The organism is Mesorhizobium tamadayense, from assembly GCF_003863365.1.
In the GTDB taxonomy this organism is placed as follows: domain Bacteria; phylum Pseudomonadota; class Alphaproteobacteria; order Rhizobiales; family Rhizobiaceae; genus Mesorhizobium; species Mesorhizobium tamadayense.
Genome location: NZ_RQXT01000006.1, coordinates 35,388 through 55,800, shown reverse-complemented (window position 1 = coordinate 55,800; position 20,413 = coordinate 35,388). Strand labels below are relative to the sequence as shown.

The 20,413-nt window shown below is 64.4% G+C and carries 20 protein-coding genes and 1 riboswitch; of the genes, 9 read left to right on the top strand and 11 right to left on the bottom strand.

The window, feature by feature from the left end:
• Window positions 1-49 precede the first annotated feature (49 nt).
• From EH240_RS07015 to EH240_RS07005, 3 genes are all read left to right on the top strand, one after another.
• Window positions 50-820, top strand: coding sequence for a class I SAM-dependent methyltransferase (locus tag EH240_RS07015; RefSeq protein WP_124996693.1), 771 nt, complete (start codon window positions 50-52; stop codon window positions 818-820).
• Window positions 821-938: 118 nt separating this feature from the next.
• Complete coding sequence (locus EH240_RS07010; protein ID WP_124996692.1) at window positions 939-2,750, top strand: ABC transporter ATP-binding protein/permease; 1,812 nt, start codon at window positions 939-941, stop codon at window positions 2,748-2,750.
• A 52-nt stretch (window positions 2,751-2,802) separates the two neighbouring features.
• Window positions 2,803-3,603 (top strand): DUF1194 domain-containing protein, encoded by an 801-nt coding sequence (locus EH240_RS07005; RefSeq protein ID WP_124996691.1) that lies wholly within the window; start codon window positions 2,803-2,805, stop codon window positions 3,601-3,603.
• 193 nt (window positions 3,604-3,796) lie between these two features.
• Here the strand turns inward: EH240_RS07005 and EH240_RS07000 are convergent, their stop codons facing one another.
• The 4 genes from EH240_RS07000 to metX form a co-directional block, all read right to left on the bottom strand.
• Window positions 3,797-4,732 carry a glycosyltransferase family 2 protein gene (locus EH240_RS07000; RefSeq protein WP_124996690.1) on the bottom strand — a complete coding sequence of 312 codons (936 nt, stop codon included), beginning with the start codon at window positions 4,730-4,732 and terminating at the stop codon, window positions 3,797-3,799.
• Between the two features lie 198 nt (window positions 4,733-4,930).
• Window positions 4,931-6,070 (bottom strand): glycosyltransferase family 2 protein, encoded by a 1,140-nt coding sequence (locus tag EH240_RS06995; RefSeq protein WP_245435853.1) that lies wholly within the window; start codon window positions 6,068-6,070, stop codon window positions 4,931-4,933.
• Complete coding sequence (gene metW, locus EH240_RS06990; protein WP_124996689.1) at window positions 6,070-6,684, bottom strand: methionine biosynthesis protein MetW; 615 nt, start codon at window positions 6,682-6,684, stop codon at window positions 6,070-6,072. The genes EH240_RS06995 and metW overlap by 1 nt, the downstream gene beginning before the upstream one ends.
• A gap of 91 nt (window positions 6,685-6,775) precedes the next feature.
• Window positions 6,776-7,942 (bottom strand): homoserine O-acetyltransferase MetX, encoded by a 1,167-nt coding sequence (gene metX, locus EH240_RS06985; RefSeq protein WP_124996688.1) that lies wholly within the window; start codon window positions 7,940-7,942, stop codon window positions 6,776-6,778.
• 96 nt (window positions 7,943-8,038) lie between these two features.
• Window positions 8,039-8,116: riboswitch (SAM riboswitch) on the bottom strand.
• Window positions 8,117-8,302: 186 nt separating this feature from the next.
• Here metX and hisC point away from each other — a divergent pair.
• Both hisC and EH240_RS06975 read left to right on the top strand, forming a co-directional pair.
• The gene (gene hisC, locus EH240_RS06980) at window positions 8,303-9,406 is read left to right on the top strand and encodes a histidinol-phosphate transaminase (RefSeq protein ID WP_124996687.1); all 1,104 of its coding nucleotides are present in this window, start codon (window positions 8,303-8,305) and stop codon (window positions 9,404-9,406) included.
• A gap of 6 nt (window positions 9,407-9,412) precedes the next feature.
• Window positions 9,413-10,351, top strand: coding sequence for a prephenate/arogenate dehydrogenase family protein (locus EH240_RS06975; protein WP_206075231.1), 939 nt, complete (start codon window positions 9,413-9,415; stop codon window positions 10,349-10,351).
• A gap of 13 nt (window positions 10,352-10,364) precedes the next feature.
• On the opposite strand, the gene EH240_RS06970 is transcribed toward EH240_RS06975, so the two are convergent.
• Both EH240_RS06970 and EH240_RS06965 read right to left on the bottom strand, forming a co-directional pair.
• Window positions 10,365-11,294 (bottom strand): sugar kinase, encoded by a 930-nt coding sequence (locus EH240_RS06970; protein ID WP_124996685.1) that lies wholly within the window; start codon window positions 11,292-11,294, stop codon window positions 10,365-10,367.
• Window positions 11,295-11,302: 8 nt separating this feature from the next.
• Window positions 11,303-12,301 carry a DUF2125 domain-containing protein gene (locus tag EH240_RS06965; protein WP_124996684.1) on the bottom strand — a complete coding sequence of 333 codons (999 nt, stop codon included), beginning with the start codon at window positions 12,299-12,301 and terminating at the stop codon, window positions 11,303-11,305.
• Window positions 12,302-12,425: 124 nt separating this feature from the next.
• On the opposite strand from EH240_RS06965, the gene EH240_RS06960 reads away from it, so the two are divergent.
• The 3 genes from EH240_RS06960 to EH240_RS06950 all read left to right on the top strand — a co-directional run bounded on the left by EH240_RS06960 (window position 12,426) and on the right by EH240_RS06950 (window position 15,038).
• On the top strand, window positions 12,426-12,956 hold the full coding sequence (locus EH240_RS06960) for a gamma-glutamylcyclotransferase (protein ID WP_124996683.1): 531 nt from the start codon (window positions 12,426-12,428) through the stop codon (window positions 12,954-12,956).
• Window positions 12,957-13,175: 219 nt separating this feature from the next.
• Entirely contained in the window at window positions 13,176-14,123 is a 948-nt protein-coding gene (locus EH240_RS06955) for an aldo/keto reductase (RefSeq protein WP_124996682.1), read from the top strand.
• Between the two features lie 294 nt (window positions 14,124-14,417).
• Entirely contained in the window at window positions 14,418-15,038 is a 621-nt protein-coding gene (locus tag EH240_RS06950) for a LysE family translocator (RefSeq protein WP_124996681.1), read from the top strand.
• 6 nt (window positions 15,039-15,044) lie between these two features.
• Here EH240_RS06950 and EH240_RS06945 read toward each other — a convergent pair whose 3' ends face one another.
• Both EH240_RS06945 and EH240_RS06940 read right to left on the bottom strand, forming a co-directional pair.
• Window positions 15,045-15,839 (bottom strand): lysophospholipid acyltransferase family protein, encoded by a 795-nt coding sequence (locus EH240_RS06945; RefSeq protein WP_124996680.1) that lies wholly within the window; start codon window positions 15,837-15,839, stop codon window positions 15,045-15,047.
• A gap of 83 nt (window positions 15,840-15,922) precedes the next feature.
• A complete protein-coding gene (locus tag EH240_RS06940; protein ID WP_124996679.1) occupies window positions 15,923-16,825 on the bottom strand; it encodes a LysR family transcriptional regulator in 903 nt (300 codons plus the stop codon).
• Window positions 16,826-16,926: 101 nt separating this feature from the next.
• On the opposite strand from EH240_RS06940, the gene EH240_RS06935 reads away from it, so the two are divergent.
• Window positions 16,927-17,547: a pyridoxamine 5'-phosphate oxidase family protein gene (locus EH240_RS06935; RefSeq protein WP_124996678.1), complete on the top strand. Its 621-nt coding sequence runs from the start codon at window positions 16,927-16,929 to the stop codon at window positions 17,545-17,547.
• Window positions 17,548-17,656: 109 nt separating this feature from the next.
• On the opposite strand, the gene EH240_RS06930 is transcribed toward EH240_RS06935, so the two are convergent.
• From EH240_RS06930 to ftsE, 3 genes are all read right to left on the bottom strand, one after another.
• Window positions 17,657-18,391, bottom strand: a complete 735-nt coding sequence (locus EH240_RS06930; protein ID WP_245435852.1) for a YdcF family protein — start codon at window positions 18,389-18,391, stop codon at window positions 17,657-17,659.
• A gap of 210 nt (window positions 18,392-18,601) precedes the next feature.
• Window positions 18,602-19,591, bottom strand: a complete 990-nt coding sequence (locus tag EH240_RS06925; protein ID WP_124996676.1) for a cell division protein FtsX — start codon at window positions 19,589-19,591, stop codon at window positions 18,602-18,604.
• Window positions 19,584-20,243 (bottom strand): cell division ATP-binding protein FtsE, encoded by a 660-nt coding sequence (gene ftsE, locus EH240_RS06920; protein ID WP_124996675.1) that lies wholly within the window; start codon window positions 20,241-20,243, stop codon window positions 19,584-19,586. Before ftsE ends, EH240_RS06925 begins: the two co-directional genes overlap by 8 nt.
• Window positions 20,244-20,413: the final 170 nt, after the last annotated feature.

Sequence of the window (20,413 nt, the reverse complement as noted above, 5' to 3'; positions counted from 1 at the left end):
TCATCCGCCTTTGTTGAACTCGCCTGATATCGCGGCTACCGTCCCGGCCATGCATTCCGATATCGTCGATCTTCGCTCCTTCTATTCGACCACGCTCGGGCGCCTCGCCGAGCGCGCGATCACCATGGCGTTGTCGTCGATATGGGCAACCGTTCCGAACGAACGTCTGGTCGGCCTCGGCTACACGCTGCCGTGGCTGGAGCGGTTCGGCACCGATGCCGAGCGCGTCTTTGCCTTCATGCCGGCGACACAGGGAGCGGTGGTCTGGCCGGCGACCGGACCGACGGCGACGGCGCTGGTCTTCGACGAGGAGCTGCCGCTGGTCGATTCCTGCATCGACCGCATGCTGCTCGTCCACTCGCTCGAGCATGTCGAGAATCCGCGCGAGACGCTGAACGAGATCTGGCGCGTGCTGTCGCCGGCCGGCAGAGTCGTCATCGTCGTGCCCAACCGGCGCGGCGTCTGGGCGCGCTTCGAGCATACGCCCTTCGGCAATGGCCGGCCGTTCTCGCGCGGCCAGCTCACCGAATTGCTGCGCGAGGCGAATTTCACGCCGGCCGCGTGGTCCGACGCGCTGTTCTTCCCGCCATCGCCGCGGCGCTTCATGATGCGGTTCCACAATGTGCTGGAGCGCGCCGGCCGGCGATTGTGGCCGATTTTTTCCGGCGTCATCGTCGTCGAGGCGCAGAAGCGGCTCTACCAGGGCGTGCCCGTCGCGCAACGCGCCTCGCGCCGCGTCTTCGTGCCAGTATTCTCGCCGCAGGGCGCAACACGGCTTGGCCGGCAAGCCGCCGATACGGTGCGAAGGACAAGGCGATGACGCGTTCGTGATCGGGGCGGAGCCTTGCGTCGCACGGCAATCATCACCCTATCTCAGGGGCGGGTTCGGGGCGCGGCACCGTCGCCGTTCACCATTCCCGAAAGCAGGGATCTCGCATATGGATGATACGCCCGGTATCGAACAGCCTGCGTTCTCGGTCGAGTCGAGCAGCCTCTCAGACCAGCTGGCGACGATCAGGCTGGCGCTAAAGACGTCACCGGTACGCAGGCAGCTCTTGTGGGCCTCGATCGGCATTATCGGCGTCATCGTCGCAACCTCGATCGGGCAGGTCCTGCTCAACCGCTGGAACCAGCCTTTCTACGATGCCCTGGCGCGGCGCGACTTGCCGGCTTTCCTCCACCAGCTAATGGTATTTGCCGCAATCGCAGGCAGCCTCCTGGTGCTCAATGTCGGCCAGACCTGGCTCAACCAGACGATCCGGCTGAGGCTGCGCGAAGCGCTGACGCTCGACCTGATCGATGAATGGATGCGGCCGGCGCGCGCCTTCCGACTCACCCATGCCGGAGCCATCGGCGTCAATCCCGACCAGCGCATGCAGCAGGATGCCGGGCATTTCTCGGATCTGTCGACCGACCTCGGCGTCGGCCTGCTGCAATCTTTCATCCTGCTTGTGTCCTTCATCGGCGTGCTGTGGCAGCTCTCTTCGGGCTTCGTCTTCGATGTCGGCGGCTATTCGCTGGCAATACCCGGCTACATGGTCTGGGCGGCGCTCCTCTACGCCGGCATCGCCTCCTGGCTGAGCTGGCTGGTGGGCCGGCCGCTAATCCGCTTCAACAGCGATCGCTACACGCGCGAGGCGGTGCTGCGCTCCTCCATGGTCCGCGTCAACGAGAATGTCGACGCCATCGCGCTCGCCCATGGCGAGGCGGACGCCAGGCGGCAGCTCGAGCTCGACCTCGGTAGCGTGCTCGGCGCCATGCGGCGCATCTACGCCGCTCAGATCAACCTGTCCTGGGTCACCGATGCCTATGGCTGGATCACCGTGGTGGCGCCGATCCTTGTCGCGTCACCAGTCTATTTCGCGGGCGATATCAGCTTCGGCGGATTGATGATGGCGGTCGGCGCCTTCAACCAGGTGAATTCCTCGCTGCGCTGGTTCATCAACAACATCGGCGCCATCGCCGACTGGCGGGCGACACTGATGCGCGTCGCCGACTTCCGCATCGCGCTTGGCGAAACGGATATCCTGCATGCCCAGGAAAAGCGCATCGCGTTCGGCGAAAACGAGAATGGCAAGCTGACGTTCGACAAGCTCGAGGTCGCCTCGCCCGACGGCTGCACCAGGCTTGCCGAGACGGACGTCGAGATAAAGGCGGGCGAGCGCGTCATGATCACCGGCGATCCGCGCGCCGGCAAGACGCTGTTCTTCCGCGCCATCGCCGGTCTCTGGCCATGGGGACGCGGCCGTATCGGCATGCCGGCCGGGGAGAGGCCGTTCTTCGTGCCGCGCACGCCTTATTTCCCGCTCGGCACGCTGCGCGACGTGCTCAACCATGCCGAAGGCGCCAAGATCGACGACGCCGAGATTTCCGCGGTGCTCGGCGAAGTCGGCCTTGAGCGCCTGTCGTCCCAGCTCGACCGTTCGGCGCGCTGGGAGCATGAGCTGGCCGACGACGAGCAGCGGCTGCTCGCCTTCGCGCGGCTGGCGCTGAGGAAGCCGAAATGGGTGATCATCGACGAGGCGCTGGACACATTCGACGGCGCCACGTTGCAGCGCGTGCTGGCGATGCTGCAGGCCAGGCTGCCGGATGCCGCAATCCTCAATATCGGGCGCGGGCTGCACAACAACCAGTTCTTCCCGCGCGCGCTCACCATCGTCAAGGATAGCGGCGGATCGGCGCTCAAGCCGGCTCGCCTCCGCGCCGGAGCGATCGAACCGCCGCCAACAGCCGTGCGCGCCAACAAATAGCTTTATTTCGCCGCGATCGCCGGGAAGAATCCCGGCGTGGTGGGAGCCTGCCATGCTCAAGCTGCTCAGCCTGCTTGCATGCCTTGCCTGCGCCGAGGCAGCGCCAATGCCTGCGACCGGCGGCGGCACTGCCGTCGACGTCGAGCTCGTGCTGGCCGTCGACATTTCGCAGTCGATGGACGAGGAGGAGTTCGCCTTGCAGCGCGCCGGCTATGTCGGGGCGCTGCGCCATCCCGACTTCATCAGCGCGGTGCGCTCGGGCCCGAGAGGCCGCATCGCGCTCGCCTATTTCGAATGGGCGGGCGTCGTGCGCGACGATGGCGTGATCGCCTGGCAGGTCATCGACGGCGCGGACAGCGCCAACGCCTTCGCCGACAAGATCGCGGGCCGTCCGTTCCGGAGCTTTCGCGGCACCTCGATTTCCGGCGCTCTCGGCTTCGGCGCCGGGCTTTTGGAGAAAAACGGCTTTTCGGCGTCGCGCCGGGTCATCGACATATCGGGGGACGGGCCCAACAATGCCGGACTGCCCGTCGTCATGACCCGCGATGCGGCTTTAGCCGAGGGCATAATCATCAACGGCCTGCCGATCCTGATCAGTCCGTCGCCGAGCGTCAGCCGGCTTGATCGCTACTACGCTGATTGCGTCACCGGCGGCCCCGGCTCGTTCGTGCTGCCGATCTACGCGGCGTTCGAATTCTCGACCGCGATCCGCCGCAAGCTGATCCAGGAGGTGAGCGGCGTCGGTGGCGTCAGAATGGTCCGAGTCGACGCGCAGGCACCGACGGACTGCATGCTTGGCGAGCGGCTGCGGCAGCGGTTTTCCGACCCGTATTTTCCGGAACTGGATCGGTGAACCTGGAGCTGTCGGACGCTCCATTCTTTGTTTTTCGCAATTCGACGGAAAACCGCTACGCACTTTTCCTGGAATTGCTCTAAAGCGTGTCGCGCTGAAACGGATTCAGGCGACACGCTATAAGTCTTTGTTTTGATGCATGTCGTTCTCCCAAAACCGCTGCGCACTTTGGGCGACATGCATTTAGGTGCCCTCACACCGCCCGGGCGCCGTATTTGGCGCGGAATTCGTCATAGCAGTCGCGGCGCCAGCGCCGGCCGACGACATAGCCGCGCACCAGTTCGGTCGGCGAGTAGCCGAGCGCCTTGGACGACCGGTTGGCGAGATAACCGGAAAAAGCCTGCGGCAGCCTGCCCTTCAGGATGTCGGCGATGATCTGCCGCGCGATCATATAGGGCGGCACGTCGGGATAGCGGTCGGCGATGTAAGGGTGCTTGTCGATCAGGTTGGCATAGGCCTCGACATAGCCGTCGCGCCGGCCGGAAATCGAATTTTCCGAATTATACTTCTTCCAGTCGATATCCTCCGACAGCAAGCCGCCGCTGCGGTTGGCAAAACGCAGCAGCAGCTCGCGGTCCTGCATGCGCGTGATGTCGCTGTCAAAGCCGCCGATCGCAAGCAGCGATTCGTGCCGGGCGGTGATCGCCGAGCCGGCGATGAAGATCGTCTGCGAGACCAGGGCGCGCTGCAGCGTGCTTTTGTCGAGCAAGGCCTGACGATTGATGCATTTGGTGCTGCGGTTGCCCTTCACCGAGATGAAGGAGCTGATCAGCACCTCGAGCGAAGGGTTCTTGTCGAAATGCGACAGCGTCCGGTCCAGGCGGTCCGGCAGATAGACATCGTCCGAATCAAGGAAGGTCACGATCGGCGCCCGCGCGCGCTCGATGCCCGCGTTGCGCGCGGCATTTGCGCCTCGCCATTTCGCGCCGACATAGATCAGTCTGGGATCGCGAATTTCGGCCAGCGCCAGGGCCGTTCCGTCGGTCGAACCGTCGTCGACGACGATGTGCTCGAAGCGGGTAAGTGTCTGGGCAAGAACGCTTTCCACCGCGCGCACGACCTGGCTGCGCCGGTTGTGCGTCGGCGTGATCACGGTGATCAGCGGAGCTGTGTCGGAAGCGGTCGGCATCTAACTTTCGTTATGAGGCAGATAAGCGATAACCGGATGGATCTCGCATCTGCCCTCCATGTCCGCCCCCGGATGGATTCGACGAAACGCTACAGAAAAGAGTGGTCTATGTCACCTGAAGCGTCGCGTCGGAACCAAGTTCACACCGTATTCCTCAAAATCATGCGGTTTGAAAGCAACACTTTGCGGGCACTACCCTCAACTATGCCCAACATAGTCCGGCATGGTTTCAATCTCGTCGCTTACGAGACCTGCAGCGAGGCTGAAATGACCAAGAAAGGCCAGGGTATAAAAGGCCAGGCCCACCGCCAGCGAAAACGGGATCTGCCAAAGAGGCATACCCGTTTGCGGCGCGTGACTGAGTACGCGTCGTGTTGTGCGCCACGACATGGTTCCCCAGCGGCTTAACGACTTGACGATTCGCTGACTGCGACTGGGGGCATGAAGCGCGACGAATTTTCTGTCGGCGTCCCTGCCGGTCACCAGCGCGCGCCAACAGAAGAATCGCCAGCCGCGGGGGGGATAGTGATAGACGCGCGCGCCGGCATGGACGATTTCGTGGCCCTCGCGCCGGAGCTGATGCATCAGCAGCGTGCAAGAAACCTTGAAACCGTTGTTTTGCGGGAAGGGATGACCGGCAATCCAGTCGCGCCGGAAGGCGACGTTATTGGCGTTGATCGCCCGTTTCGCGGCAAATTTCTTGTCTCCCTGAGCCATAGGGAAGAACCAGATCAAAGCAAAGGTTCGCGAGGAGAAATCATCATAGAAAAGATAGGTATAGCCATTGACGCAAACGGTTCCGGGATTCCGAAATGGGCCGAGCAGGATCGAGAGCCAGTCCGATTCCGGAACCGTGTCGGAGTCCATGAAGACCACCACATCTGTCTCGGCGGCAAGGATGCCGTTGTTCTTGAGCTCGTAGTAGCGGCCACCGGGACAGGCGGCGAAGCGAAGCTCAGACACCTCTTTCAGCTGAGGTGCTTCCCTATTGATGTGGTCTCGCAGCGACTGGGCGTCCGCGTCGTGCCCGGCGTGCGAGATGATGACTTTCGGGCTTGCGAAACCGGCCGCCGAAACCGAGGCGATTTCATCCGCCAGGACGGTCAGTCCAACGCCGATCTCGTCCCAGTCGATCGACTTGGCGTTTTCCATTTCCACGACGACTGAGTAAGTCGGGAGATCGCCGACCATCGCTGCTTCACCAGGTTGCCTAAATTCAGGTCGGTATAGCCGCAACCGATCGTTGTCAAATGACACAAACAACAATGCAAAATATTTTGGCGCTTCACCGACATCCGCGTCTGTGCTGCCAGCCAAGAGAGCCGTTTCGGGCGCCACTATCGTCTCAGCAAAAACACCGCCTGCTGGCCGAAGAAGTTCCAGAACCACCAGGGCATCGACAGGCCGATCTTCTGGCCGTTGGCGTCGAGCGCGGTGGCCTTCTCGACGGTTGCGCCGAGCTCCTCGCACAGGTTGACGAAGTCGCGGATGGTGCAGAAGTGGATGTTCGGCGTGTCGTACCAGGAATAGGGCAGGTCCTTGGTGACCGGCATCCTGCCCTTGACCAGCAGCGAAAAGCGCACGCGCCAATGGCCGAAATTGGGGAAAGAGACGATGGCGCGGTTGCCGATCCGAAGCAACTCGTCGAGCACCAGCTTGGGATTGCGGGTCGCCTGCAGGGTTTGTGACAGCACGACGAAGTCGAAGCCCTTGTCGGGATAGAATTCCAGATCCTTGTCGGCATCGCCCTGGACGACGGAAAGGCCGCGCGCCACGCATTCGTTGACGCCGCGTTGCGACAGCTCCAGCCCGCGGCCGTCGACCTGCTTGGTTTCCTGCAGGAGTTCCAGAAGCACGCCGTCGCCCGAGCCGACATCGAGGACGCGCGAACGCGACGGGATGAGATCGGTGACGACCTCGAGGTCGACACGCTGGGCGCGATTGACGCTCATGGGCACACCTTCGGCCTCGGAGCATTTGCAGCCAAGCGGAATCGCTTGGGCGTCGCAAAAATGCGGCTAAAACAAAGAGATCGCGCGCCGCTCATAGGCTGAGCCCCCTGGCGCGGGCGGCCGAGGCGATGAAGCCATTGATGGCCGCGAACAACTCGGGCTCGTCGAGCAGGAACGCGTCGTGGCCGCGATCGGTCTCGATCTCGACGAAGGAGACGGAGGCGCCGGCGGCGTTTAGCGCATGCACGATCGAGCGGCTCTCCTCGGTCGGAAACAGCCAGTCGGATGTGAAGGACACGAGGCAGAAGCGCGTCTTGGTGCCGGCGAAGGCATCGGCCAGCCGTCCGCCGTGGTCGGCGGCGAGGTCGAAATAGTCCATCGCGCGTGTCAGATAGAGGTAGGAGTTGGCGTCGAAGCGGTCGACGAACGTCATGCCCTGATGGCGCAAATAGCTTTCGATCTGGAAATCGGCGTCGAAACCGAAGGTGAGCGCCTCGCGGTCCTGCAGGTTGCGACCGAACTTGCGGTGAAGCGCGGCCTCCGAGAGGTAAGTGATATGCGCCGCCATGCGCGCGACGGCGAGCCCCTTTTCCGGGCGCCTGCCGAAATCGAGATATTTGCCGCCGTGCCATTCCGGATCGGCCATGACGGCCTGCCGCCCGACTTCGTGGAAGGCGATGTTCTGCGAGGAATGGCGCGCGCCTGTGGCGATCGGCAGCGCGGAGAAGACGCGCTCCGGGTAGCTGGCGGCCCATTGCAGCACCTGCATGCCGCCCATCGAGCCGCCGAGCACGCAAAACAGCTTCTCGATGCCGAAATGGTCGACCAGCATCAGCTGCGCGCGCGCCATGTCGCGGATGGTGATGATCGGCAGGTCGAGGCCGTAGGGCCTGCCTGTCGCCGGATTGGTCGAGGCCGGGCCGGTGGAGCCGAGGCAGCCGCCGACGACGTTCGCGCAAATAACGAAGAAGCGACTGGTGTCGATGATCTTGCCGGGGCCGATCAGTACCTCCCACCAGCCTGGCTTGCCGGTCACCGGATTGGTGCTGGCGACATGCTGGTCGCCGGTCAGCGCGTGGCAGACGAGGATGGCGTTGGAGCGGGCGTCGTTGAGGGTGCCGTAGGTCTGGTAAGCGATCTGGAATGGCGACAGCACCGTGCCCGCATCGAGCTTCAGCGGTTTGTCGGGGCCGAACTGCAGCATCGGGCTCGACGGGTTGTCGGCCTCGTTGTTGGTTCTCACGCGCTCGGCGGCCATTGCATCCCTCATTCGGTCCGCATCGAACTTTCGCCCGACGCGTTATCCGGCCGGCGGCGGACAACAAAAAAACCGGCATGCCTTCGCAAAGCCGGTTACAGGATGCAAACGGCCCTTTAGCGAATTGTTTAACGTGGCTGCAAGCCGACCGGCCAAATCACCACGGGAAGTCCGGCTGCTCTTCTAGGGCCGGCGAGACGCTTCGTCAACGGCCCGCTGCTTGGTCAACATCTGGGGACAGCATCTCGAAGCCAGCAGCTTGGGGCCAGCATCTTGGCGCGAGCGCCGGTACTCGACATTCAGGGCCGCGGACTGTATTTCCGCTGCGGCCTCGAATGGCCTCTCGACGGATTTTTTAACATGAAGCAGGATCAGCCACGTCCAACGCCCCGCGCGGGCATCATGGACATCGAGGCCTATGTGCCGGGAAAAAGCACCGCGCCCGCCGGCGTGACGAAGGTCCATAAGCTGTCAGCCAACGAGAATCCGCTCGGGCCTTCGCCGAAGGCGATCGAGGCCGCGAGGAAGGTGGCTGCAAAACTGGAAGTCTATCCCGACGGCTCCGCCCGCCGGCTGCGCGAGGCGATCGCCGATGTGCATGGCCTCAACCCGGCAAACATCGTCTGCTCCAACGGCTCCGACGAGATCCTGGGGCTGCTCGCGCAGACCTATCTTGCGCCCGGCGACGAGGCCGTGTTCACCGAGCACGCCTTCATGGTCTACAAGATCTATATCCAGGCCGCCGGCGCCAAGCCTATAGCGGTCAAGGAAACCGAGGAGCGCGCCGACATCGACGCGATCCTCGCCGCGGTGACGCCGGCGACCCGGATCGTGTTCCTTGCCAATCCCAACAATCCGACCGGCACCTACGTGCCCTTCCAGGAGGTGCGCCGGCTGCATGCCGGCCTGCCGAAGAACGTGCTCCTGGTGCTCGACGCGGCCTATGCCGAATATGTGCGGCGCAACGACTATGAGGCCGGCATCGAGCTGGCGGGCAGCTCCGAGAATGTCGTCATGACCCGCACCTTCTCCAAGCTCGGCCTCGGCGGCGCGCGTATCGGCTGGATGTACGGGCCGGCGCATATCGTCGATGCGATCAACCGGGTGCGCGGCCCTTTCAACGTCAATGCCACCGCGATCGAGGCCGGTATCGCGGCCATCCGCGACCGCGCCCATATCGAGCGCAGCGTGGCGCATAACGAGAAATGGCTGGCCTGGGTCAGCGAGCAGCTGACGCTGCTCGGGCTGCGCGTGACGCCCAGCGTCGGCAATTTCGTGCTGATTCATTTTCCCGACGACAAGAGGCATTCGGCGGCCGCCGCGGACGACTATCTGAGCGCGCGCGGCTACATCCTGCGCCGCGTCACAGCCTACGGCTTCCCCAACGCGCTGCGCATGAGCATCGGCACCGAAGAGGCCATTCGCGGCGTTGTCGATGCGCTCAAGACCTTCCTGAAAAGCTGAAGCACCATGGCATCACCGATGTTCGAAAGAGTAGCGCTGGTCGGCATCGGCCTGATCGGCTCGTCGCTCGCCCGCGTCATCCGCCGCGAAGGCCTTGCCAGGCATATCGCCATCGCGACGCGCAGCAAATCGACGCTCAAGCGGGCCGAGGAACTCAATCTCGGCGATTCCTACATGACCGATGCAAGCGAAGCGGTGCGCGACGCGGACCTCGTCATTGTCTCGGTTCCGGTCGGCGCATCGGGCGCTATCGCGGAAGAAATCGCGCCCACGCTGAAGAAAGGCGCCATCCTCACCGATGTCGGTTCGACCAAGGCCTCCGTCATCGCGCAGATTGGGCCGCATGTGCCTGAGGGCGTGCACTTCATCCCCGGCCACCCGCTCGCCGGCACGGAAAAATCGGGCCCGGATGCCGGCTTCGCCGATCTGTTCGACAACCGCTGGTGCATCTTCACGCCGCTGCCGGGCACCGACCCGGAAGCGCTGGAGAGGCTCTCGGAGTTCTGGCGGCGTTGCGGCTCCAACATCGACACGATGGACCCGCAGCATCACGACATGACGCTGGCCATCGTCTCGCATCTGCCGCACATCATCGCCTATAACATCGTCGGCACCGCCGACGACCTGGAATCCGTGACCAAGACGGAAGTCATCAAATATTCCGCCTCCGGCTTTCGCGATTTCACCCGTCTTGCCGCCTCCGACCCGACCATGTGGCGGGATGTGTGCCTGCACAACAAGGATGCGATCCTGGAAATGCTGGCGCGTTTCTCGGAGGATCTGGCCTCGCTGCAGCGGGCGATCCGCTGGGGTGACGGTGAAAAACTGTTCGACCTCTTCACCCGCACACGCGCCATCCGCCGCTCGATCATCGAGGCCGGCCAGGATATCGACGTGCCGGATTTCGGCCGGCAGGCGGTCGAGCATCCGGGAGCCAAACCCTAAGATATTCGCGCGGCTATTCTGATGGCGGCCAGTGGGCCGCCATCATGGCCAATGTCTCGGCCCGGTCCGGAGCGCCGAGGCGGCCGCCGAAGCGCAGGCATTTGAGCGCCGCGGCGGCGCTGGCAAAGCGCAGCGCCTGCTCGGGCGGCATGGCTTCGGCAAGGCCGACGGCAAAGGCGCCGTGGAAGACGTCGCCGGCAGCGAGCGTGTCCACCGCCTTGACCTTCGGCGCCTCGACATGGCGGACGCGATCGCTTTCCCGGTCATGCCACCAGGTTCCGGCAGCGCCGCCCGTCACCGCGACGAAGGCGTCGGTGCGCGAGGCGAGGTCGGTGCAAGCGCTTTCCGGATCGAGCGCGTGGCCGCAGACGATACGCGCCGCCGGCTCCGAGGCCACGATGTGCGTGGCTGAAGGCAAGAGCCGCTCCAGCACCTCGACCGGCGCGGTGTCGGCGTCCAGGATCGCCGGACGGCCGGCGTCCCGCGCGGCCGTCAAGGCGAGCGCTGCCGCGCCCGGCCAGCGCACGTCCACCAGCACGGCGTCGAAAGAGGAAAGATCGGCAAGCGGCAGCCTATCGGGATCGGCCTGTGCTTGTCTGTCATAGAACGGCACGATGACGCGCTCGCCATGCGCATCCACCAGGATCGCGGCCAGCGCCGAGCGCGCGCCGGCGACGCGGCGGACCAGTCTGCAGTCGACGCCTTCCGCCTCGATCTCGGCGATAAGCTGGTCGCCGACCGCATCGTCTCCCGCGCTCGCCCACAGCGAAACGTTGGCGCCGAGGCGATGCGCGGCGCAGGCGGCGCTCGTCGCCATGCCGGAGGCGATCTGGACGCCGTCGCTGGCGATGAATTTGCCTTGATGCGCGGGCAGCGTCTCGACACGCAGGATCGTGTCGAGGGTGAACGCGCCGACGCTGAGCAGTCTGACTGGTCCCGCCATAGCAGCCCTCAATCGACCGGCTTGATCTTGCCGAGCGGGATGAAGCCAAGCGAAGCCTTGCCCTTGACGACCTTGAGCGGCATGGAGGGCTCGCTGCCGAGCATGGCAATGCCGGCAAAGCCTTGCTCGATCTCGCTTTTGTGCTCGGGGATGGCGCCGGCTAGGATGGCCGCCACGGCCTTCGGATCCTTGAGCTTGATCTTCAGGTTGGCATCTACCAGGCCGTCCGCGTCGACCGAGATGGGCCCGGATACGGTCACGCGCGCGGTTCCCGACGACAGATCGAGCTTGGCGATGTCGACCGCCTGGCCGCGCAGGCTTTTCGGCGGCGCGGAGAGCAGGGCGACGCCGTTCTTCAGCGTCGCTTCGCCGGCGCCGCCGAGTTCCGGCAGCACGCGCCCGCCGATCGCGTCGGCGTCGATCTTCAGATCGACAAAGCTGCCGGTATAGACGATGTCCTGGCCGTTCGGCTGCAACTGGCCAGCCGCCGTGCCGGCGCTGAACAGCTGCACGGGATCGGTGTCGTCGGCCGGATCGGTCTGTCCGGACAGACCCTCTGCCTGCAGCGAAATGCGCCGCGGACGCGGCCATGACAGCTTGACCGTGGCGTGCAGCTTGTCCCAGTCGAGCCACAGCGGCGGCATGCCTGGCGCGACGGTCCGCAACGGCCCGCGCAGGTCCGCCACGGGCGACAAGGGCTGGGTGATCTGAGCGACGGCGCTAAAATCGCCGGCCGATGCCGCGACATTCTTGGCATCGTCCTGATAGGCCAGGCTGTCGCAGGAGACAGCGAAGCTCAGCGGATAACCGCTGACCGCGAGATTGACGCAGTCGGCCTTGATGCCTTTGCCTGCAAGCTCGGTCACGGCCCGCTCCGCCTCCGTCTTGACCCGGCCGGCGAGATAGAACCATCCGCCGCTGTAGAGCGCGAACAGCACCAGGATGAACGCGGCAAGCCAGAACAGCCGGCGGCGAGGTTTGCGCGATCGCTCGTCACTTGACGTCATGCTGCGGCTCTCGTTAACCCCTCGTGCGGCGAGCGGGCAGTTGTTCTCACGCACAACAAGCGGGGACAGAAGAATCACCGTACCGGTGCGATGTCGTCACTCGAATGCGATCAGGCTTGGCGATATGGGCGATTTTTGGGTTTTTGGCTATGGGTCGCTGATCTGGCGGCCGGGATTCGCGCATGTCGAGACGCGGCGGGCCCGTCTTTATGGCTATCGCCGGTCGCTCTGCGTCTATTCCTTCGTGCATCGCGGCACACGTGAGAGGCCGGGCCTGGTGCTCGGCCTCGACCGCGGCGGCTCCTGCATTGGGCTGGCCTTTCGCGTGCCCGGCGATTTGCGCGACGAGGTGCTTTCCTATCTGCGCGAGCGCGAGCTTGTGACTGGCGTCTATCTCGAGCGCATCCTCGATGTCCGGCTGGATGCGGCAGGAGGCGGCGAAACGGCCGAGGCGGTCGCCTACATCGTCGACCGCGCGCATGAGCAGTATGCCGGCGGGCTCGACGCCAACCATGCGGCAAAGGTCGTGCGCGGCGCGGTGGGGCAGTCGGGCAGGAACGAGGATTATGTCCTGAGCACGGTGGAACACCTGAAAGCGCTCGGCATCCGCGACCACTGGCTGGAGGAGGTGGGGCGTCAGGTCGCGCGTTCGTGAAGGGCATTTCCGGCGAAAATGAGATCGCCTCCAATGCTCTATCTCTTTGTTTTTACGCAATCCCGGACGCAAAACCGCTGCGCACTTTTGCTGGAATTGCTCTGGCCCGATCAAAAAGCAAAACCATGCCTTTGACCTCGGCAAGGCGCGACCTAGCTTAACCGCAACCCGACGCCTCGGGACCTCCCCGTATCCATCCCAGCATCACGGAGATCAATCTTGCAGAAACGCCGTCTCGGTCGCACCGACCTTTCCATCGCGCCGCTGGTCCTGGGAGGCAACGTCTTCGGCTGGACAGCCGACGAGAAGACCTCGTTCGACCTGCTCGACCGGTTTGCCGATGCCGGCTTCAATGCCGTCGACACCGCCGACGCCTATTCGCGCTGGGCTCCGGACAACAGAGGCGGCGAATCCGAGACCATCATCGGCAACTGGATGAAAAGCCGCGGCAACCGCGACAAGGTCGTCGTCATCACCAAGGTCGGCTCCGACATGGGCCAGGGAAAAAAAGACCTCTCCGCGGCCTATATCGAAAAGGCGGTCGATCATTCGTTGAAGCGGCTGCAGACCGACGTCATCGACCTCTATCTGTCGCATTGGCCGGACCCGGCCACGCCTTACGAGGAAACGCTCGGCGCCTATCAGCGCCTGCTCGAGAAGGGCAAGATCCGCTATCCGGGCTGCTCCAATCTCGATGCCGGACAATTGCGCGCGGCCCTCAATGTCGCCAGCCTGCGGAGCCTGCCGCGTTATGAGGTTCTGCAGCCCGAATATAATTTGTACGACCGCTCCTCGCTGGACGGCCCGCTGCTAGATCTCTGCAAGGCGGAGGGCCTCGGCGTCATCACCTATTTCAGCCTGGCCAAGGGTTTCCTGAGCGGCAAATACCGCGGCAAGGCCGACCTCGGCCAGAGCGAGCGCGGCGAAGACGTGGCCGAGTATCTCAACGAGCGCGGCATGCGCATCCTCTCTGCCCTCGATGCCGCAGCCGGGCGCCATTCGGCCAAGCAGGCGGAAGTGGCGCTTGCCTGGATCATGGCGCGGCCTGGCGTCACCGCGCCGATCGTCAGCGCCACGACGCCGGCCCAGATGGACAGCCTGATCCGCGCCGCATCGCTCAAGCTTTCCGCCGACGATATCGCAGCACTTGACCGCGCCAGCGCCTAAGGCGTGTTGATATTCAGGTGAGGCCGGCCTGCGAACGGTGACTTCCTGCGCTTCCGGCCTTCGCCGGCCGAAGCACTCATGAATGGCGTCGCAGTTAAGGCTACGGCTGGCGTAGGCCGGTGCTCACGTACCTCAAGTACGCTCCGCTCCGGTTCTCGGAAGCCATCATTCTCGGCTCGGCCTGGCCTGAATCTCAATACGCCTTAGTGCAGTAAGTCCGCGCACGATCGTCCAAGACCTTGCCGGAGTCCCGCGATAATCCTTGCCGCATCGCGGCGGGAATTGGGGTTCACCATGGCCGGAGAGGTTCTGTCCGGAGCGCTGCCCTGGCAGCAATTGCTGGCGCTGGTGTTGGCGGCGACCGTCGTCATGGGCAGCCCCGGTCCGGCGACGATCAGCGTCACGGCTAAAGGGGCCGCCTTCGGGCTGCGGCCCTCGCTGCGCTACACGTCAGGTGTCGTGATTGGAACGACGGCCGTGCTCCTGGTTGTGGCTGCCGGCATTGACGGCTTGCTTTCCTCGATACCGGGATTGACGCCGGTGCTGGCGGTAGCCTCGGCCGCCTACATCCTCTGTCTCGCCTTCAGGATAGCAACGGCGCCGCCGCTCGCCGAAGGCGGAAACGAGGCGGCGCGTCCCACCTTCGGCGGCGGCTTCATGCTCGCCGTCGCCAACCCGAAGGCCTATGTGGCGATCGGCGCCGTGATCGCCGGCGCTTCGGCGCAGGGCGACGGGCTCGGCCTACCTGCCAGGCTACTGGTGCTTGCCGCGATGATCGTCGCCATCCACGTGCTCTGGCTTCTCGCCGGAACGGTTTTCGCGCGCTCACTGCGCAATCCGCTGGCGTCGCGGGTTATCAATCTCGTTTTCGCGGCGACGCTGGTGCTGACGACTGCGCTCGCGGCACTGCCGTGAACGGGGTCAGGCCTTTGCCGCAGCGCCAAGCTCCGCCAGCCGTTTCACCGCCGTTGGCGGCATGGGCGGCGGGTTCGGCGCGCGCGAGGCCTCGACCAGCAGCTCGTCGCAGGCCGTTTCCGTCTCGCCGATCAGCCGTCGCATGAATTCCTCCTTGTCGAGGCCGGGCGGGATCGGCGGCAGGAAGCGGGCCTTGATGGTGCCGGGATAGCGCATGAACTTGCGGCGCGGCCAGTAGAGGCCGGCGACATGGGCGACCGGCACCACGGGGACGCCGAGTTGGGTATAGAGCTCGACGATGCCGTATTTGTAGGACGGCTCTGCGCCTGGCGGGCGGCGGGTGCCTTCGGGATAGATGATGAGCTGACGGGGATTGCGCGCCATCTCCGCCTTCGTGGCGGCAACGACCGCCTTCAACGCCTTCGAGCGGTTGCCGCGGTCGACGGGGATCATGCGCATCTTCATGATGTACCAGCCGAAGAAGGGGATCCAGGTCAGTTCCCGCTTCAGGATATACAACGCGTCGTCGAGATAAGGAAAAAAGGCGATCGCGTCCCAAAAGGACTGATGCTTCGGCGCCAGGATGAAGGATCCTTCAGGCAGGTTCTCGACGCCCGTGATTTCGCTCTTGGTGCCGGCGATCCTGTCATAGAGCCACATCGAGGTGCGCGACCAGAATTTCGGCACGAACCAGGCGCGGTGGCGCGGCGACATGAAATAGAAGGGCGTCCAGAAGATCATCTGGACGACCAGGCTGAGATAGAAGGCAAGATTGAACGCCAGTGAGCGGACATAGAGCATGCGGGAAAGCGCCCGGTGTGGAAGTGTGCGTTTGGTTACACCAAGCGCGGGCAAAAAGGAAACGGCGCGGCGGCCGAACCCGGTCATAACGACCGCGCCAACCGCTCCTTGAGGCGCGGCGCCGCGAAATCGAGGAAGGCGCGCAGCTTCACCGGCAACAGGCCCTGCCCGGCATGCACGAGATTGACGGGCCAGGGCGGCGGCTCGAACGGCTCGAGCACCACGCGAAGCGTGCCCGCGCGCACCGCGGCGTCGGCCTGGTAGGAGAGCACCTTGGTCAGGCCGAGACCGGCGATCGCCGCATCGATTGCCGCCTCGGCGGTGTTGACCTGCAGCCGCGAACGGACCGGAACCGCAGCCTCGTTCCTGCCGCTGACGAAACTCCACGTCGCGGGTGAGGCAAGTCCTTCGAAGGTAATGCAGTTGTGGCCGGCGAGGTCGCGCGGTTCAAGCGGCATGCCGTGCTCGGCGAGATAGGCCGGGCTTGCGCAGACGATGCGGCGGATCGAGCCGATGCGCGTGGCGACCATGGCTGAATCCGGCAGCTCGCCGATGCGGACGGCGAGGTCGATATGCTCCTCGACCAATTGGGTGATCCGGTCGGACAGTGTCAAGCGGATGTCGACTTCGGGATAGGCGGCGAGGAAGGCAGTGACCACCGGGAGCACATGCAGCCGGCCGAAGACGACCGGCGCGGTGATGACCAGCTCGCCGGTCGGGCTCATATATTCGCCGGCCGCAGCGCGCTCGGCCTCGCTCACGTCGTCGAGGATGCGGCGGCAGGCGGCCAGATAGGATTGCCCGGCGTCAGTCAGGGTGAGGCGCCGCGTCGAGCGGTTGAGCAGACGCGTCTTGAGGTGCCTTTCCAATTCGGAGAGCTTGCGGCTGACGGTCGCGAGCGGCATGCCTGCGCGCCGCGCGGCGGCGGAAAGGCTGCCGGCCTCCACGGTGGCGACGAACAGGGACATGGCGTCGAGGCGGTCCATTCATACTTCCAGGAAATGGAAGGATAGATTGCAAATATGCCTTCTACCTCCGGATTCCGGAAGGGGCTAATTTCGGGCTAATTCGTCCGAGGAGCGCCGCCATGAACGCCTTCACCAGCGATGTCGCCTTCACGTCCACCGTCAAGGCCATCCAGTCCCGCAAGGGCTCGCGGGAGTCCTATGCCCGCGTCGAGGAGCGCGGCGGCTGGCGCGCGACGATCACGCCCGATCTCGCCGCCTTCATCGAGGCGCAGACCAGCGTGTTCCTGGCGACCGCCAATGTTCAGGGCCAGCCCTACATCCAGCATCGCGGCGGGCCGGCCGGCTTTCTGAAGGTGCTGGACGAGCACACGATCGGCTTTGCCGATTTCGCAGGAAACCGGCAGTTCATCACCCAGGGCAATCTTGCGGACAACGCCCAAGCCTTCCTGTTCCTGATCGACTACATGCTTCGGCAGCGCATCAAGATCTGGGGCAAGGCGCGGGTCGTCGAAGACGATGCGGAACTGACGGCGAGGCTGATGCCGGCAAACTACAAGGCGCGGCCGGAGCAGGCGATCCTGTTCAGCGTCACGGCCTGGGATGCCAATTGCGCGCAGCACATTCCGCAGCGCTTCGAGGCGGCGGATGTGGCGGCGGCGCTTGCCGAGCGGGATAGGCGCATTGCTGGTCTGGAGCAGGAGATCGCGCGGTTGCGCGACAATGCGCGAAGTGAGACTTAGTTCTTCGGCACAGGGATTTTGAAAGGTTGCAGGCTTCTCGGAGACGTTCGTTTCGGTGAACCATCGCAAACGCTGGGAATTGGTCGAGCCTCCCCAACCTCAAACAATCCTATGGTCTGCGCCGCGTCGCTTCGCTCCTTGCTCCGCCATAGGATGACGAAGGGAGGGCTGCCGAGGCTTCGGCCAGCGCGACGCCTTCGGCTGTTGGGCGAAGCGGAACGACGCCGCGAGCCAGTGCCAGCACATATTTGCTGTATTCGGTGAGCAGCACGCGGAGCGCTTCCGGCTTGGTCAGCCAGTTGCCATTGCCGAGATTGGTGTTGACCACCGGATAGGGCTCGAGCCGCGCGCCATGCAGCAGCCGGCTCATCTCGAGCAGGCTGCGCGGCATATGGTAGTTGTTGGTGACGAGGATGATGCTGCCATAGGCGTGGCTTTCCACCCATTTGGCGCTCTCCTCGGCATTGCCGATCGTGTCGAGCGCGGCGCGGTCGATGTCGACGCAGCAGGAGAACAACTGCTTGTCGCCGCCCAACGCCACTTGCAGCTGGCGGCGGCTGGCCGAGGGATGAACGCCGCTGATTAAGAGCCGCTCGCCCTTGCCCGACGCGAGCAGATCCATGGCGGCGTCGAGCCGCGACTGACCACCGGTGAGCACGATGATAGCATCGGCCTTGGCCGGATTGGCCGGCGTCGTCATGTTGCTGACCTTGTCGGCAAACCACCCGAAGCCGCCGGCAAAAAGCGCCAGCAGGGCAAGCACAAAGAAGCCGCAGATGCGAAGCGCGAACCTGAGACGACCAGACCTTGCCGGCGCAGCGCCCCGCGTAAGCGCCGCTGGCATCCGCCCAGCCGTTCCGGTCGAGTCCCGCGCGTCCATCATCCCCAGGTTAATCCTGACAACACCTATGGTTAACTCTGAAACGCCGCCTTTGATAGATAAGACGGCGCACATTGCGTTACGGCAGTTTCCCTTGCGTGATCATGCACTTGTTGGATCATGACGGCACAGTGGCCAGCTTTTGCATTCGCTCGCCTGCGCTTCCCGGTCATGTCATCCCGCGTCCGGCTGGCGGACATCGATATCGCTGAGATAGGCGACGACCGTGGCATGCGAGGTGGCCGCCGTCAGCGCGCCGATCACCAGCACCATCAGGCCGACGCCGAGATAGCCGGTGGAGCCGATGGCGAAATTGCCGAAGAGCGCGGTCGCCTGGTCCGCCTGCGGCGTCGCCATGTTGCGCGACGACCACCAGGAAAAGACGATGAAGACGAGAATGGCGGCGGCGCCGCCGGCGGCGGCACCCTTCATGCCGGTGACCAGGAAATGCCAGCGGAATTCGCTCGCGATGAAGCGGGCCTCGGCGCCGACGAAATGCAGCACTTCGATGATGTGGCCGTTGCCGGCCATGGCGCCGCGCGTGGCGAATACCACCGTCAGCACCGTCGCCGACAATATCAGCGCCAGAACGGCAAAGCCGATCGTCACCGTCGTGTGCGCCATGACTACCAGCCGGTCGACCCAGGTGCGATGGTCGTCGAGCGCGGCGCTCGGCAGCTTGGGCGTGATCGCTGCGCGCATGGCGGCAAAGTCGGGCGGACTGGCCTCGTCAATGGTGACGACGATGAGGCGCGGCACCGGCAACTCGTCGATGTTGAGGCCGGTGCCAAGCCACGGCTCCAAAAGGCGCGCCGTCGCATCGCGGTCGACGATCTTCGTCCCTGTCACGCCCGGGAACTCGCTGGCGATCTGCGAGGCCTGCGCAAGGGCCGCTTCCATGTCGAGGCCATCTGCCGGCTTGATCTGGATCGTCGCCTCGCGCGAGATCTGGTTCTCCCAGACCGAGGCGGTGTCACGCACCAGCGTCACGGCGCCGAAGGTCAGGCATGACAGGAAGGTCATGATGGCGATGACCAGCACCAGCGCCCGGCCGGCGATGTTCTGCGCCGGCACGATCGGCGCCATCTTGCGCTGGACACGCCGAACGGTTGCCGTCGTCTCGGCGGCTTCGTCATGCAGGTGATCGGCTGGAAGGTCAGTCATAGATGTCCAGCCTTCCGCCGGCGAGAATCATGCGCCGCGCATCGACCTGCTCCATCAGGCCGAGATCGTGGGTGGCGATCACCACGGCGGTGCCTAGCCGGTTGAGCTCGATGAACAGCCGCAGCAGCCGGCGCGCCAGGGGCGGATCGACATTGCCGGTCGGCTCATCGGCAAGCAGGATCTCCGGTTGCTCGATCAGGGCGCGGGCGATCGCGGCGCGCTGCTTCTCGCCGCCGGACAGCACAGGGGGCAGCACGTGCATGCGGTCGCCGAGGCCGACCCATTTCAGAAGCTCGGTGACGTCGGTGCGGTAGCCCGCCTCCTCACGCCCGCGCACGCGCAAGGGCAGCGCGACGTTCTCGTAGGTGGTCATATGATCGAGCAGGCGGAAATCCTGGAACACCACGCCGATGCGGCGGCGCAGCAGCGGCAGCTCGCCGCGCGATATGCGCGATCGGTCCTTGCCGAAAATGGTGATCAGGCCACGCGTCGGCTTCAGCGACATGAACAACAGGCGCAGCAAGGTCGTCTTGCCGGCGCCGGAGGGTCCGCTCAGGAACTGAAAGGAGCGCTCCGGAATGTGCAGGGAAATGTCACGGAGGATCTCCGGACCCATGCCATAGCGGAGGCCGACATTTTCGAAGCGGATCACGTTTGGCGACCTGAAACCTTGGGCGGCGTCCTGCCAGCCTGTTCTCTGCCAAGACCATCGGCCGGCATGGTTAATCGTTGGTTAATTTCGGCTCGTTTTCGACGTTTCACAGCGATTCCGGTGGGGAAGCGTTAACCATTTGTGTTTACCCAAAAGCAACGAAGATTGCA